This is a genomic window from Shigella sp. FJ200513 (assembly GCF_040495915.1).
In the GTDB taxonomy this organism is placed as follows: Bacteria; Pseudomonadota; Gammaproteobacteria; order Enterobacterales; family Enterobacteriaceae; genus ECMA0423.
Genome location: NZ_JBDYCV010000001.1, coordinates 88,554 through 103,701 on the forward strand (window position 1 = coordinate 88,554; position 15,148 = coordinate 103,701).

Below are 15,148 nucleotides of genomic sequence, written 5' to 3' on the forward strand. Positions count from 1 at the left end.
CGCTTGTCGGGGGTTTTTAGCATTGATGGTGCGATATGGAATCAATCGAACAACAACTGACAGAACTGCGAACGACGCTTTGCCATCATGAATATCTTTATCATGTGATGGATGCGCCGGAAATTCCCGACGCTGAATACGACAGGCTGATGCGCGAACTGCGCGAGCTGGAAACCAAACATCCAGAACTGATTACGCCTGATTCGCCTACCCAACGTGTAGGTGCTGCGCCGCTGGCAGCTTTCAGCCAGATACGCCATGAAGTACCAATGCTGTCACTGGATAACGTTTTTGATGAAGAAAGCTTTCTTGCTTTCAACAAACGTGTGCAGGACCGTCTGAAAAACAACGAGAAAGTCACCTGGTGCTGTGAGCTGAAGCTGGATGGCCTTGCCGTCAGTATTCTGTATGAAAATGGCGTTTTAGTCAGTGCCGCGACCCGTGGCGATGGCACCACCGGGGAAGATATCACGTCTAATGTGCGTACTATTCGCGCCATTCCGCTGAAGCTGCACGGAGAGAATATCCCGGCGCGTCTGGAAGTGCGTGGTGAAGTGTTCCTGCCGCAGGCGGGGTTCGAAAAGATTAACGAAGATGCGCGACGCACGGGCGGGAAAGTTTTTGCTAACCCACGTAATGCGGCAGCTGGTTCACTGCGTCAGCTTGATCCGCGTATTACAGCGAAGCGACCGCTCACTTTTTTCTGCTATGGCGTTGGTGTTCTGGAAGGTGGCGAGCTGCCGGATACTCATCTTGGCCGTTTACTGCAATTTAAAAAGTGGGGGGTGCCGGTCAGCGATCGGGTAACGCTTTGTGAATCGGCGGAAGAAGTGCTGGCGTTCTATCACAAAGTGGAAGAAGACCGCCCGACGCTGGGCTTTGATATCGACGGCGTGGTGATTAAGGTCAACTCACTGGAACAGCAGGAGCAGCTTGGCTTTGTCGCGCGTGCCCCGCGCTGGGCGGTTGCGTTTAAATTCCCGGCGCAGGAGCAGATGACCTTTGTGCGTGACGTCGAGTTTCAGGTTGGGCGTACTGGCGCGATTACGCCTGTTGCGCGTCTGGAACCTGTCCATGTTGCTGGCGTGCTGGTGAGTAACGCAACCTTACACAATGCGGATGAAATCGAACGTCTTGGTTTACGCATTGGCGATAAAGTGGTGATTCGCCGCGCTGGCGACGTGATCCCGCAGGTGGTTAACGTCGTGCTTTCTGAACGCCCGGAAGATACCCGTGAGGTTGTATTCCCGACGCATTGTCCGGTATGTGGTTCTGACGTTGAGCGTGTGGAAGGTGAAGCGGTTGCCCGCTGTACCGGTGGCCTGATTTGCGGTGCGCAGCGTAAAGAGTCGCTGAAACACTTTGTTTCCCGCCGTGCGATGGATGTTGACGGAATGGGCGACAAAATCATCGATCAGCTGGTTGAAAAAGAATATGTCCATACTCCGGCAGATCTGTTCAAACTCACCGCAGGCAAACTGACCGGACTGGAGCGTATGGGGCCAAAATTGGCACAAAACGTGGTTAACGCGCTGGAAAAAGCGAAAGAAACCACCTTTGCTCGCTTCCTCTATGCACTTGGCATCCGTGAAGTCGGCGAGGCCACCGCAGCAGGTCTGGCGGCATATTTCGGCACGCTGGAAGCGCTGGAAGCCGCTTCGATTGAAGAGCTGCAAAAGGTGCCTGATGTTGGCATTGTCGTTGCATCCCACGTTCACAACTTCTTTGCCGAAGAAAGCAACCGCAATGTCATCAGCGAGCTGTTGGCGGAAGGTGTTCACTGGCCTGCGCCGATCGTTATCAACGCGGAAGAGATTGACAGCCCGTTTGCTGGTAAAACCGTGGTGCTTACGGGCAGCTTAAGCCAGATGTCGCGTGATGACGCTAAAGCTCGACTGGTCGAACTGGGCGCGAAAGTCGCGGGCAGCGTGTCGAAGAAAACCGATCTGGTGATAGCGGGTGAAGCTGCAGGATCTAAACTGGCGAAGGCGCAGGAACTGGGCATTGAAGTCATCGACGAAGCGGAAATGCTGCGTTTGCTGGGTAGCTGAGATGGAAAAAGAGCAGCTGATTGAAATAGCCAATACGATAATGCCGTTTGGCAAATACAAAGGGCGTCGCTTAATTGACCTGCCGGAGGAGTATCTGCTGTGGTTTGCCCGCAAAGATGAGTTCCCGGCAGGGAAGCTCGGTGAGCTAATGCAAATCACGCTGCTGATTAAAACCGAGGGGCTGACGCAACTGGTCCAGCCCCTGAAGCGTCCGCTTTAAGCTTTATCGGCGCTGCTTTCCTGCTGCGCCTGTAACTGTTCGGTCTGGCGTTTGTATCGACGCGCCAGCACCGCACAGACCATCAATTGGATCTGATGGAAAATCATCAGGGGCAGCACCATCATACCGATCACCGATGTGGGGAACAGAATGTTTGCCATCGGGATGCCATTTGCCAGACTCTTTTTCGAACCACAAAAGACGATAGTAATTTCATCTGCCTTATTGAAGCTCAGTCGGCGTGCCATAAAGACGTTAACTACAATCACGATAGCCAGAAGAACGCAGCTGACCACCACGATAAACAGCAATGATCCCCAGCCAACTTTATGCCAGATACCATTAACGACGGCTTCGCTGAACGCTGTATAAACCACCAACAGAATGGACGTCTGGTCAGTTTTCGCAATCCATTTTTTATTGCGCGACACCCAGTCACCAATCCACGGCCGGGAAAGATGCCCCAACACAAACGGCAGCAGCAGTTGCAGCATAATTTTACCGACCTGCTCAAGGCTGCCCCTTGCACCGTGAACATTCATCACCAGACCAACCAGCAATGGTGAAAGGAAAATCCCCAGCAGGCTGGATGCTGACGCAGAACAAACCGCCGCCGCGACGTTACCGCCCGCCATTGACGTGAAGGCGATTGCAGACTGCACGGTAGCCGGGAGAATGCACAAGTAGAGAAAACCGGAGTAGAGCATCGGGTCGACATTTACCGGTTTCCACCAGGCAAACAGTACACCCAGAATCGGAAACAGCACGAAGGTGCTGCACATTACCCACAAATGCAGTCGCCAGTGACCACCGCCAGCAATAATCGCCTCACGCGACAACTTCGCGCCGTGCATAAAGAACAGCAGGGCAATAGCTGCGGTGGTCAGATTTTCAAAGAAGGGGACGAAATCGCCTCTGGCCGGAAAGAAAGAGGCCAGCAACACCACCGTGATCAGGGTTAAGGTGAAAGGATCGAGGATACGAAAAAGTTTCATAAAGACTCCAGATGATCGATGGTTCTATTGTGCTTCTTCCAGTTTGAGAAATAAAATTGATTTATTGCATCCATTCATGAAGAAAACAGATGAATTATTCTTTAAAACAATTAAAGGTTTTCGTCACAGTAGCGCAGGAGAAAAGTTTTAGTCGTGCAGGAGAGCGTATCGGCTTGAGCCAGTCGGCAGTAAGTCACAGTGTGAAGGAGCTGGAAAATCATACTGGTGTTCGCCTGCTGGACAGAACCACGCGTGAAGTGGTGCTTACAGATGCAGGGCAGCAGTTGGCTTTGCGTCTTGAGCGACTGCTGGATGAACTTAACAGCACGTTGCGCGATACCGGGCGTATGGGGCAACAACTGAGCGGAAAAGTTCGGGTCGCTGCCAGCCAGACCATTTCCGCGCATCTTATTCCGCAATGCATTGCTGAAAGCCATCGCCGCTATCCAGATATTCAGTTTGTCCTGCATGATCGTCCGCAGCAGTGGGTGATGGAAAGTATTCGCCAGGGAGATGTCGACTTTGGCATCGTCATCGATCCAGGCCCAGTGGGCGATCTGCAATGTGAAGCGATTCTTTCCGAGCCTTTCTTTCTGCTTTGCCATCGCGATAGCGCTTTGGCCGTGGAAGATTATGTACCCTGGCAGGCATTACAGGGAGCGAAATTGGTGTTGCAGGATTACGCGTCAGGCAGCCGACCGCTGATTGACGCAGCGCTGGCGCGCAATGGTATTCAGGCGAATATTGTGCAGGAGATTGGACATCCGGCGACGCTGTTCCCGATGGTAGCCGCAGGCATCGGCATCAGTATTCTTCCTGCACTGGCGCTACCATTGCCTGAAGGTAGCCCACTGGTGGTTAAGCGCATTACGCCGGTGGTTGAACGCCAGTTGATGCTGGTGCGCAGGAAGAACCGTTCACTTTCCACCGCCGCTGAAGCGTTATGGGACGTGGTACGAGACCAGGGCAATGCGCTAATGGCTGGTCGGGAAGGGGATCCGTTGTATCAGATATAGATATCGATATGAGTCGTTTTTTCAACAGGATTTAGAAGGGATACATTCAGAGACAAACGCTGCTCTTTCTCCTGCGCCTTTTCTGCCTGCTGTTTCTGCAACTGCGCCAGTTGTGTTTCCAGTAGGGTGATTTGCTGTTGAATCAATTCGGCCTGTTTTTGCTTGTCTTCAGCACTGCCGCTAGTGTCTACAATCTCTTTAATTTGTTGAGTGAGTTTGATGATTTGCTGACTTATCCGCGCGATTTGTGAAGCAACATCGCTACCTTGTGATGCCCTGTTACTACTCTGTGTTTGTATGGAAGGAATTGAAGTTGAAGAGATAGTGGCCATTGTTCAGTCCTCGTCACTGTACGAGGTAATATCGGTAGAAGAACAAGGAACTTGAGAAGAAAAATCAATCTTACAAATCGCAGATAGCAAAAAAGCGCCTTTAGGGCGCTTTTTTGCATTGGTGGGTCGTGCAGGATGACTCGCTTCGCTCGCCCTTCGGGCCGTCGCCGCGAGCGGCTCCGTTGTTTCGCTGCGCTCAACTCAAACCTGCTGCAGGTTCGAATCTTTGAGTATCGCAGATAGCAAAAAAGCGCCTTTAGGGCGCTTTTTTACATTGGTGGGTCGTGCAGGATTCGAACCTGCGACCAATTGATTAAAAGTCAACTGCTCTACCAACTGAGCTAACGACCCGAAGTGGTGGGTGATGACGGGATCGAACCGCCGACCCCCTCCTTGTAAGGGAGGTGCTCTCCCAGCTGAGCTAATCACCCACTTCTCAATTTCTTGCTACACGGCGGAGACTACATAAAGTAGTTGGTGGGTGATGACGGGATCGAACCGCCGACCCCCTCCTTGTAAGGGAGGTGCTCTCCCAGCTGAGCTAATCACCCCCGCTGTGTGGAGTCGCATTATAGGGAGAGTTCAAAATGAGTCAACGCATTTTCTAAAGAAATTGTTCGTTCGTCGTAAATTTAAGCAAGATGATCGCAAAACAGACCGTGTTGCGCAATTTGTCAACGAAAACAATAATGCGTAAGGTAGAAACCCGAACTACATTGAGGAATCAGGCGGGAGTGATAGAATATCGCCCACTCAATTTTTCCAGGATTTGCCGGTTGTCGGCATCTTTCTAAACGTAAGGCCATTTCATGAAAATCAAAACTCGCTTCGCGCCAAGCCCAACAGGCTATCTGCACGTTGGCGGCGCGCGTACTGCTCTTTACTCCTGGCTTTTTGCACGTAACCACGGCGGTGAGTTCGTGCTGCGTATTGAAGACACCGATCTTGAGCGTTCCACGCCGGAAGCTATCGAAGCCATTATGGATGGCATGAACTGGCTGAGCCTGGAGTGGGATGAAGGTCCGTACTACCAGACCAAACGTTTTGATCGCTACAACGCGGTGATCGATCAGATGCTGGAAGAGGGCACTGCTTATAAATGCTATTGCTCTAAAGAGCGCCTGGAAGCGCTGCGCGAAGAGCAAATGGCGAAAGGTGAGAAGCCGCGTTATGACGGTCGCTGCCGCCACAGCCATGAGCATCATGCTGATGATGAACCGTGTGTTGTACGTTTTGCTAACCCGCAGGAAGGTTCTGTTGTTTTTGACGATCAGATCCGTGGTCCGATCGAGTTCAGCAACCAGGAACTGGACGATCTTATTATCCGCCGTACCGATGGTTCCCCAACCTATAACTTCTGTGTGGTTGTCGATGACTGGGATATGGAAATCACCCACGTTATCCGTGGCGAAGACCATATCAACAACACGCCGCGCCAGATCAACATTCTTAAGGCCCTGAAAGCGCCGGTGCCGGTTTACGCGCACGTTTCTATGATCAATGGCGATGACGGTAAAAAACTGTCCAAACGTCACGGGGCAGTCAGCGTAATGCAGTATCGTGATGACGGTTATTTGCCAGAAGCACTGCTGAACTATCTGGTGCGTCTGGGCTGGTCCCACGGCGATCAGGAAATCTTCACTCGTGAAGAGATGATCAAATACTTCACTTTGAATGCCGTCAGCAAATCTGCCAGTGCGTTCAACACCGACAAGCTGCTGTGGCTGAACCATCACTACATTAACGCGCTGCCGCCGGAGTATGTTGCTACTCACTTACAGTGGCACATTGAGCAGGAAAATATCGATACCCGTAACGGCCCGCAGCTGGCTGATCTGGTGAAACTGCTGGGCGAACGCTGCAAGACGCTGAAAGAGATGGCACAGAGCTGCCGTTATTTCTACGAAGATTTTGCTGAGTTCGATGCCGATGCGGCGAAAAAACATCTGCGTCCGGTAGCGCGTCAGCCGCTGGAAGTGGTTCGTGACAAACTGGCCGCGATTACTGACTGGACCGCTGAAAACGTTCATCACGCTATTCAGGCGACGGCGGATGAGCTGGAAGTGGGTATGGGTAAAGTTGGTATGCCGCTGCGTGTCGCCGTAACCGGTGCGGGGCAGTCTCCAGCACTGGATGTTACCGTTCACGCAATTGGTAAGACCCGCAGTATCGAGCGTATCAACAAAGCGCTGGATTTTATTGCTGAACGCGAAAATCAGCAGTAATTAGCGTGTAAAAAGATAAACGGCAGGAGATAATATCCTGCCGTTTTTTATTTATGCTGATTCGTCAATATCGAGACGGGCGAGGAAATTGCGAATTCCTTCACGTGACAAAAATTGCGCGACTTTTTCCTGCTCAATGTCTGTCATATTATCTATCGCGTTGATGATTTGTCGATACGCCGGGGCGCGTGCTCCAGGAGCGTATTCAGCAATTCTCTCTTCAGCTTCCATCAACATTGGTGTGTTATGGAAGGCTGGCGTGTTCTGAATAAACTCGCAAACTTGCGTATCGACCAGAATAAGTCTGGCACGACCGCCTTTCACGCCGGGAAATTTTTCCGTTTTCCAGCCTTTTTCTCTGGTCCAACGGTTAACAGTTTGTTTAGCCACACCGAGGCATTCAGCCAGTTCTTCGGTGGTCATTTTATTGCGTAATCTTTTCATATTATTTGCTATCGCGAATCCCTAAGCGTTGTAACAATCCGATAATCCCTTCCCGCAGAAGCAAGGATGTAAACTGTTTTTGTTCAACTGGCGTCATCTCTTTCGCCAGTGTCACCAGCAATACTTCAAGCGGCGCATCACCAGAAAGGGCAGGCGCTTCTCCCTGACCTTCTGGACGTTCAGCATTGCGAATATATTCACGAACCTGTTCATTGACGTGAACCAGTCGGGCTTTGCCACCCTGGACGCCAGGTTTTGGTGACGTTGTCCAGCCTTCCTTGCGTACCCATTTATTAATGGTCTGGCGGCTATAGCCGGTCAGTCTGGCAAGTTCATCTGGTGTCATCCTCTCCTTGAACATAACAATTCCCTGAATGTATGTGGGTCTATTAGTAGTTCATTTTATAACACCACTTTACAGGAAACCGTGACATGAATAACTACTGAATGCGAGCGGTTTTCCAAAATTGTTCATTTGCCTGATTTTTCAGCGATTGAAACTACACGTTGCAATTTGCCGTTGACACATTCGGGCGGAATTCATATGATGCCGCCCGTCAACTCGACAAGCTTTACGTGACGGGGCTATAGCTCAGCTGGGAGAGCGCTTGCATGGCATGCAAGAGGTCAGCGGTTCGATCCCGCTTAGCTCCACCAAATTTTGCACCCAGCAAATTTGGTACGTAAACGCATCGTGGGGCTATAGCTCAGCTGGGAGAGCGCTTGCATGGCATGCAAGAGGTCAGCGGTTCGATCCCGCTTAGCTCCACCAAATTTCCAACCCTCGCTGCAAAGCGGGGGTTTTTTGTCTCTGCTTTTTGCCGCTTTTGTAATACAGTCTACGTCCGGGTTAGCGCCGCCTGGTGAAAGCATCATTGGATGAAAAATCGGCAACAGGCTGGCCCCTGTTTGCTTCGCGATGCGAATAAACTTATTATTTGTGTGCCTGAAAACCCCGATCAGTGAGAGTAGTGTACTCATGTTTGTGGAGCATAACCTGATAAAAAATATCAAGATATTCACACTAGCGTTTACGCTCACCGTGGTACTTATTCAGCTATCCCGTTTTATTTCGCCACTTGCCATTATCCATTCCAGTTATATCTTTCTGGCGTGGATGCCACTGTGCGTAATGCTGTCAATCTTGTTTATCTTTGGCTGGCGCGGTGTCGTTCCCGTTTTATGCGGGATGTTTTGCACCAATCTGTGGAACTTTCATCTCTCTTTTTTACAGACTGCGGTCATGCTCGGCAGCCAGACGTTTGTCGTGTTGTGTGCCTGCGCAATATTACGCTGGCAGCTGGGGACGCGTTGGCGTTATGGATTGACCAGCCGATATGTCTGGCAACGTCTGTTCTGGCTTGGTTTGGTGACGCCGATCGGCATCAAATGCAGCATGTATCTTGTGGGGAGCTTCTTTGATTTCCCGCTAAAGATATCCACCTTTTTCGGCGATGCGGATGCCATTTTCACGGTCGTTGATTTACTAAGCCTTTTCACCGCAGTGCTGATTTACAACATGCTTTTCTACTATCTCACTCGCATTTACCTTAAGCTGGCTGGCAGCGTTAAGCGTGCTGCTACTTCTGTTGTGCACACCTTATGAAAACGACTTTATTGCCGGTTACCTGGTACCCGTTTTCTTCATCATCTTTACCCTCGGGGTCGGTAATCTTCGCTATCCGTTTTTAAATCTCACCTGGGCTGTTTCAACGCTTTGCCTTCTGAATTACAATCAGAACTTTTTGCAAGGGGTGGAAACCGAATATTCGCTGGCATTTATTCTCGCGGTGCTGATTTCCTTTAGCGTTTGCCTGCTCTATATGGTGCGCATTTATCATCGCAGTGAATGGCTTAATCGCCGCTGGCATTTGCAGGCGCTAACAGATCCGTTAACGCTCCTACCCAACTTTCGTGCGTTGGAACAAGCGCCGGAGCAAGAGGCGGGCAAGAGTTTTTGCTGCCTGCGCATTGATAATCTTGAGTTTATGAGTCGTCATTACGGCTTAATGATGCGCGTTCACTGTATCCGCTCAATTTGCCGTACGCTGCTGCCGTTGATGCAGGAAAACGAAAAGTTGTATCAATTGCCGGGTAGTGAACTGCTGTTAGTGCTGAGCGGGCCGGAAACGGAAGGGCGACTCCAGCATATGGTTAACATCCTGAATAGTCGGCAAATTCACTGGAACAATACCGGGCTGGATATGGGCTATGGTGCTGCCTGGGGGCGTTTTGATGGAAATCAGGAAACCCTGCAACCCTTGTTGGGGCAGTTAAGCTGGCTGGCGGAGCAATCCTGCGCACATCATCATGTGCTGGCGCTGGATAGCAGAGAGGAGATGGTTTCCGGGCAGACCACTAAACAGGTGCTATTGCTGAATACCATTCGCACGGCGTTAGATCAGGGTGATTTGCTGCTCTACGCCCAGCCAATTCGCAACAAAGAGGGTGAAGGTTATGATGAGATCCTCGCGCGACTGAAATATGACGGCGGCATTATGACCCCGGATAAGTTTCTGCCCCTTATTGCTCAGTTTAACCTTAGCGCGCGTTTTGATTTGCAAGTGCTGGAATCCTTGTTGAAGTGGCTGGCAACACACCCTTGCGACAAAAAAGGACCGCGCTTTTCAGTCAATTTAATGCCGCTCACGCTGCTGCAAAAGAATATTGCCGGGCGGATTATTCGTCTGTTTAAGCGTTATCACATCTCCCCGCAGGCGGTCATTCTTGAGATCACCGAGGAGCAGGCGTTTTCTAACGCAGAAAGCAGCATGTACAACATCGAGCAGCTGCATAAGTTTGGTTTCCGGATTGCGATTGATGACTTTGGCACCGGATATGCCAACTACGAACGGTTAAAGCGTTTGCAGGCTGATATCATCAAAATTGATGGCGTCTTTGTGAAAGATATTGTCACGAATACGCTGGATGCGATGATTGTGAGATCAATTACCGATCTGGCGAAAGCGAAGTCATTGAGTGTGGTCGCGGAGTTTGTCGAGACGCAACAGCAGCAGGCGCTATTGCATAAGCTCGGGGTGCAATATCTGCAAGGGTATTTGATTGGTCGCCCGCAGCCATTAGCTGATTAACAGGCGTAAAAAAGCCGGGGAATGATCCCCGGCTTTTTTATGTATGGTTTTACAGCACCAGTGCTGCGATTGACGCAGACAGCACACTCACCAGGGTAGAGCCGTAAACCAGTTTCAGACCGAAGCGAGAAACCACGTTACCTTGCTCTTCATTCAGGCCTTTAACTGCACCTGCGATAATCCCGATTGAAGAGAAGTTAGCGAAGGAAACTAGGAACACAGAGATGATGCCTTCAGCACGCGGAGAGAGCGTGGAAGCAATTTTCTGCAGATCCATCATCGCAACGAACTCGTTGGAAACCAGTTTGGTCGCCATGATACTGCCCACTTGCAGTGCTTCACTGGAAGGAACACCCATCACCCATGCAATCGGATAGAAGATGTAGCCCAGGATGCCCTGGAAGGAGATGCTGTAGCCAAACCAGCCAGTAACGGTGGCAAACAGTGCGTTCAGCGCGGCGATCAGGGCGATAAAGCCGATCAGCATCGCGGCAACGATAATGGCAACTTTGAAACCTGCCAGAATGTATTCACCCAGCATTTCGAAGAAGCTCTGACCTTCGTGCAGGTTGGACATCTGGATGTTTTCTTCACTGGCATCAACACGGTAAGGATTGATCAGCGACAGCACGATAAAGGTGCTGAACATGTTCAGTACCAGCGCAGCAACGACGTATTTCGGTTCCAGCATGGTCATGTATGCACCAACGATGGACATCGACACGGTGGACATTGCCGTGGCAGCCATGGTGTACATACGATTACGGGAGATTTTGCCGAGGATATCTTTATAGGCAATAAAGTTTTCTGACTGACCCAGAATCAGGGAGCTGACGGCGTTAAAGGATTCCAGTTTGCCCATACCGTTGACTTTGGAGAGCAGGAAACCAATTGCGCGGATAATCACCGGCAACACGCGAATGTGCTGGAGAATACCGATCAGTGCAGAGATAAAGACGATTGGGCACAGCACTTTCAGGAAGAAGAATGCCAGGCCTTGATCATTCATGCTACCAAAGACGAAGTTAGTCCCTTCGTTGGCAAATCCGAGCAGTTTTTCGAACATTTCGGAGAAGCCTTTCACGAAGCCTAAACCAACGTCGGAGTTCAGGAAGAACCACGCCAGTAACACTTCGATAACAAGCAGTTGAATAACATAACGGATACGAATTTTTTTGCGGTCGCTGCTTACCAGCAGTGCGAGAATCACAACAACGGCAAGTGCCAGTACAAAATGAAGGACGCGGTCCATATTTGCTCCAAATATGAGGCAGGTTAAATTTCCGTGCACATTCTATGTAACATGGTTAAGGAAAACGAGATCTGACACACACTATAATGACGTCCTGTGACAGGCTTCAAAAATAGTGATCTGTCATACATTTCTGCTATGTTGTGTATGGAAGCTGAAAGTTATGTAAATGTGCTAACATTAAACATAACCATAACATTCAAGTCATCAATCTTTTCGTAATCATAATCTTGGTCTATCAGAGAAATCACCACAATCCATTTAAATGAATTTGATAATCATTCTCGTTTAGCATAGCATGAAACATAGCAAAGGCTATGTTTTAGAGGCACAAGATGACGAACTATCGCGTTGAGAGTAGCAGCGGACGGGCGGCGCGTAAGATGAGGCTCGCATTAATGGGACCTGCGTTCATTGCGGCGATTGGTTATATCGATCCCGGTAACTTTGCGACCAATATTCAGGCGGGTGCTAGCTTCGGCTATCAGCTACTGTGGGTTGTCGTTTGGGCCAACCTGATGGCGATGCTGATTCAGATCCTCTCTGCCAAACTAGGGATTGCCACCGGTAAAAATCTGGCGGAGCAGATTCGTGATCACTATCCGCGTCCCGTAGTGTGGTTCTATTGGGTTCAGGCAGAAATTATTGCGATGGCAACCGACCTGGCGGAATTTATTGGTGCGGCGATCGGTTTTAAACTCATTCTTGGTGTTTCGTTGTTGCAGGGCGCGGTGCTGACGGGGATCGCGACTTTCCTGATTTTAATGCTGCAACGTCGCGGGCAAAAACCGCTGGAGAAAGTGATTGGCGGGTTACTGTTGTTTGTTGCCGCGGCTTACATTGTCGAGTTGATTTTCTCCCAGCCTAACCTGGCGCAGCTGGGTAAAGGAATGGTGATCCCGAGTTTACCTACTTCGGAGGCGGTCTTCCTGGCAGCAGGCGTGTTAGGGGCGACGATTATGCCGCATGTGATTTATTTGCACTCTTCGCTCACTCAGCATTTACATGGCGGTTCGCGTCAACAACGTTATTCCGCCACCAAATGGGATGTGGCTATCGCCATGACGATTGCCGGTTTTGTCAATCTGGTGATGATGGCTACAGCTGCGGCGGCGTTCCACTTTTCTGGTCATACTGGTGTTGCCGATCTTGATGAGGCTTATCTGACGCTGCAACCGCTGTTAAGCCATGCTGCGGCAACGGTCTTTGGGTTAAGTCTGGTTGCTGCCGGACTGTCCTCAACGGTGGTGGGGACACTGGCGGGGCAGGTGGTGATGCAGGGATTCATTCGCTTCCATATCCCGCTGTGGGTGCGTCGTACAGTCACCATGTTGCCGTCATTTATTGTCATTCTGATGGGATTAGATCCGACACGGATTCTGGTTATGAGTCAGGTGCTGTTAAGTTTTGGTATCGCCCTGGCGCTGGTTCCACTGCTGATTTTCACCAGTGACAGCAAGTTGATGGGCGATCTGGTGAACAGCAAACGCGTAAAACAGACAGGCTGGGTGATTGTAGTGCTGGTCGTGGCGCTGAATATCTGGTTGTTGGTGGGGACGGCGCTGGGATTGTAGTTGAATGAGCGTCGCATCTGGCACTATTGGCGGATGCGGCGTAAACGCCTTATCCGCCCTACGCGTTAAAGAGCCGGTTTGTAGGCCTGATAAGACGCGCTAGCGTCGCATCAGGCATTGTGCTCCATTGGAGGACGCGTTTAATGGCGGTGCCCATGTCCGCGGCCTTTTCCGCGATGATCGTCACGATCGCGCCAGCCTTCACGATAGCCACGCTCATATGCTTTACGCTTATCCCAGCCACGATGATAGCCATTATCATGACGCCACCAGCGGTTTTTGCGCCATTCATAATTGCGATGCCAGTAATCACGATCTCGCCAGTGACCACCGTCCCAGTAATTACCGTAATGATCGCGATCGCCAATTTGTAATTTGATCGATGGCAGTAGGGTGATTTCACCTGCATTTGCTGCAAGCGGGGTAAATGCCATCAGGGCGGCCGCCAGAAACAGTGACCTGAACATTGTTATTCTCCTTCACGATCGAAGCCGTCAGCGGCCTGTTAACGCAATATTACGGGGAGGTAAAGCCCCGTATCATCGCCATAACTCTTAAATCATAAAGGAGAGCATTTTTTGCTAAACATTATCGTGGGGTGGCTGTTGCTTCGGACGATTGACCATCATCATCGGCTTACCTGCTAATAACAGCCATGCCGGAAGCATGACGATACAGAGCAGCGGTAGCAATGTGGTATTGGGTACAACGACTGCCGCCATAAAAAGACTTAACCAGCCATCGCGTGTTACCACCAGCACGATGCCGAGAATAGCGCAGGAAACGGTTATTGCCGCTGGAACGGCGGGAACGTGCTCATGCAGCATCAACCCTAATGCCACGCCGACAAACACTGCCGGGAAGATTCGCCCACCGCGAAAGCCACTGGCGGCAGCAACGACCAGGGCGGCAAGTTTAATTACCGCCAGCAAAAAGTAATCGCTGGTGCTGAAAGCCTGATTTGCCACCATCTGCTGCATCTCATCCAGCCCTTTAAACAGCGAAACTGGTCCACCAATAACCCCCAGAATTCCGAGAATAAATCCGCCAATACCCAGCACGAGCACCGGATTTTTCATTTGATTCATCATCGCGTGCAACCGTGGTAAGCACCATACGGCGACCATCCCTGCTGCGATGGCAATCGCCGCGACAATTGCACCGCTGAGAATATCGGTCATTTCCATCTGTCCGTAATGCGCAATGGGCAGTGAAAAATGGGGATGGAAAAATAATCCGGTAGTAAGTGCACCAGCTGCTGCCGCCATTAACGGCGCAAAAAGACGATCCCATAGCGGAACTTCACTACTGCCATTTAAGGTTTGCGAAAATATCAACGCCGCCGCAACAGGTGTACCAAACAGCGCGCCGATGGTTCCGGCAGAGGCTAAAATAGTCCACTCCATTCGGTTGACGCGCGGTAACAGACGAGCGCCAATGGCGACGGCAAGGGCGATATTGACGGTCATGATCGGATGTTCCGGCCCCAGGCTGACGCCGCCAGCAAGACCGAGAATTAATGCTACGATAAGTCTAGGTAGCGCAGAGGGCGGAACCGGTGCGCCGATCAGCGGTTCACAGGCGGGGTCTGGTCCGGCATGACCCTGGCTGAAACGGATAACCAACCCCACCGCAATACCCGTTAGCGTTAATACACCGATGATCCAGAGGGGTGAATCCTGGGCTATCCCCAGAGTTCCCGGCAGTCGTTGCCAGAGCAAATTCTGTAATACCGAGGCGATTTTCATCACCACAATCAGAATAAGACTGGACGCAATCCCAATTGCCACGGCGGGGAGCGATAATAACAACATGGTTCTGGCTCGCGGATGGAGCATGTTCTATTCCTTATGCGGGGTCAGATACTTAGTTTGCCCAGCTTGCAAAAAGGCATCGCTGCAATTGGTGCTGAAACGATAAAGTAATTGTGTGACCCAGATCGATATT

The 15,148-nt window shown here is 50.7% G+C and carries 13 protein-coding genes, 5 tRNA genes, 1 other RNA gene and 1 pseudogene; 9 read left to right on the forward strand and 11 right to left on the reverse strand.

The features are described 5' to 3' along the window. The first annotated feature begins 35 nt into the window (after window positions 1-35). Window positions 36-2,051, forward strand: a complete 2,016-nt coding sequence (gene ligA, locus ABZJ92_RS00430) for an NAD-dependent DNA ligase LigA (protein WP_000443652.1) — start codon at window positions 36-38, stop codon at window positions 2,049-2,051. A 1-nt stretch (window position 2,052) separates the two neighbouring features. Beyond that, the gene (locus tag ABZJ92_RS00435) at window positions 2,053-2,271 is read left to right on the forward strand and encodes a DUF3820 family protein (protein WP_000410201.1); all 219 of its coding nucleotides are present in this window, start codon (window positions 2,053-2,055) and stop codon (window positions 2,269-2,271) included. Here ABZJ92_RS00435 and ABZJ92_RS00440 read toward each other — a convergent pair. After that, window positions 2,268-3,266, reverse strand: a complete 999-nt coding sequence (locus ABZJ92_RS00440; RefSeq protein WP_000765614.1) for a bile acid:sodium symporter family protein — start codon at window positions 3,264-3,266, stop codon at window positions 2,268-2,270. The genes ABZJ92_RS00435 and ABZJ92_RS00440 overlap by 4 nt on opposite strands. Before the next feature lie 89 nt (window positions 3,267-3,355). On the opposite strand from ABZJ92_RS00440, the gene ABZJ92_RS00445 reads away from it, so the two are divergent. Beyond that, on the forward strand, window positions 3,356-4,282 hold the full coding sequence (locus ABZJ92_RS00445; protein ID WP_001109794.1) for a LysR family transcriptional regulator: 927 nt from the start codon (window positions 3,356-3,358) through the stop codon (window positions 4,280-4,282). On the opposite strand, the gene ABZJ92_RS00450 is transcribed toward ABZJ92_RS00445, so the two are convergent. From ABZJ92_RS00450 to ABZJ92_RS00470, 5 genes are all read right to left on the reverse strand, one after another. Then, complete coding sequence (locus ABZJ92_RS00450) at window positions 4,273-4,614, reverse strand: FlxA-like family protein (protein ID WP_000201413.1); 342 nt, start codon at window positions 4,612-4,614, stop codon at window positions 4,273-4,275. The genes ABZJ92_RS00445 and ABZJ92_RS00450 overlap by 10 nt on opposite strands. A gap of 119 nt (window positions 4,615-4,733) precedes the next feature. Further along, window positions 4,734-4,859, reverse strand: a non-coding RNA gene (locus ABZJ92_RS00455) — RtT sRNA. A gap of 30 nt (window positions 4,860-4,889) precedes the next feature. Then, window positions 4,890-4,965: transfer RNA gene (locus ABZJ92_RS00460), tRNA-Lys, on the reverse strand. A 4-nt stretch (window positions 4,966-4,969) separates the two neighbouring features. Continuing rightward, window positions 4,970-5,045: transfer RNA gene (locus ABZJ92_RS00465), tRNA-Val, on the reverse strand. Window positions 5,046-5,089: 44 nt separating this feature from the next. After that, window positions 5,090-5,165: transfer RNA gene (locus ABZJ92_RS00470), tRNA-Val, on the reverse strand. Between the two features lie 258 nt (window positions 5,166-5,423). On the opposite strand from ABZJ92_RS00470, the gene gltX reads away from it, so the two are divergent. Further along, window positions 5,424-6,839 carry a glutamate--tRNA ligase gene (gltX, locus tag ABZJ92_RS00475; RefSeq protein ID WP_000695655.1) on the forward strand — a complete coding sequence of 472 codons (1,416 nt, stop codon included), beginning with the start codon at window positions 5,424-5,426 and terminating at the stop codon, window positions 6,837-6,839. Window positions 6,840-6,890: 51 nt separating this feature from the next. Here gltX and ABZJ92_RS00480 read toward each other — a convergent pair whose 3' ends face one another. After that, window positions 6,891-7,283 carry a MerR family transcriptional regulator gene (locus ABZJ92_RS00480; RefSeq protein ID WP_000826512.1) on the reverse strand — a complete coding sequence of 131 codons (393 nt, stop codon included), beginning with the start codon at window positions 7,281-7,283 and terminating at the stop codon, window positions 6,891-6,893. A gap of 1 nt (window position 7,284) precedes the next feature. Further along, complete coding sequence (locus tag ABZJ92_RS00485) at window positions 7,285-7,644, reverse strand: YfeC-like transcriptional regulator (RefSeq protein ID WP_000472021.1); 360 nt, start codon at window positions 7,642-7,644, stop codon at window positions 7,285-7,287. Window positions 7,645-7,864: 220 nt separating this feature from the next. Here ABZJ92_RS00485 and ABZJ92_RS00490 point away from each other — a divergent pair. The 3 genes and pseudogenes from ABZJ92_RS00490 to ABZJ92_RS00500 all read left to right on the forward strand — a co-directional run bounded on the left by ABZJ92_RS00490 (window position 7,865) and on the right by ABZJ92_RS00500 (window position 10,375). Then, a tRNA-Ala gene (locus tag ABZJ92_RS00490) sits at window positions 7,865-7,940 on the forward strand. Between the two features lie 39 nt (window positions 7,941-7,979). Beyond that, window positions 7,980-8,055, forward strand: a tRNA-Ala gene (locus ABZJ92_RS00495). A 207-nt stretch (window positions 8,056-8,262) separates the two neighbouring features. Next, a pseudogene (locus ABZJ92_RS00500) lies at window positions 8,263-10,375 on the forward strand (bifunctional diguanylate cyclase/phosphodiesterase). 49 nt (window positions 10,376-10,424) lie between these two features. Here ABZJ92_RS00500 and nupC read toward each other — a convergent pair. Next, window positions 10,425-11,627, reverse strand: coding sequence for a nucleoside permease NupC (gene nupC / locus ABZJ92_RS00505; RefSeq protein WP_005085424.1), 1,203 nt, complete (start codon window positions 11,625-11,627; stop codon window positions 10,425-10,427). Between the two features lie 298 nt (window positions 11,628-11,925). Between nupC and ABZJ92_RS22430 the strand changes: the two genes are divergently transcribed. Next, a complete protein-coding gene (locus ABZJ92_RS22430) occupies window positions 11,926-11,982 on the forward strand; it encodes a hypothetical protein (protein ID WP_418134935.1) in 57 nt (18 codons plus the stop codon). Next, on the forward strand, window positions 11,963-13,201 hold the full coding sequence (locus tag ABZJ92_RS00510) for an Nramp family divalent metal transporter (protein WP_000186375.1): 1,239 nt from the start codon (window positions 11,963-11,965) through the stop codon (window positions 13,199-13,201). The genes ABZJ92_RS22430 and ABZJ92_RS00510 overlap by 20 nt, the downstream gene beginning before the upstream one ends. Window positions 13,202-13,341: 140 nt before the next feature. On the opposite strand, the gene ypeC is transcribed toward ABZJ92_RS00510, so the two are convergent. Next, on the reverse strand, window positions 13,342-13,668 hold the full coding sequence (ypeC, locus tag ABZJ92_RS00515) for a DUF2502 domain-containing protein YpeC (protein ID WP_000490072.1): 327 nt from the start codon (window positions 13,666-13,668) through the stop codon (window positions 13,342-13,344). Between the two features lie 114 nt (window positions 13,669-13,782). Beyond that, window positions 13,783-15,039 carry an ion channel protein gene (locus ABZJ92_RS00520; RefSeq protein WP_000903159.1) on the reverse strand — a complete coding sequence of 419 codons (1,257 nt, stop codon included), beginning with the start codon at window positions 15,037-15,039 and terminating at the stop codon, window positions 13,783-13,785. Window positions 15,040-15,148: the final 109 nt, after the last annotated feature.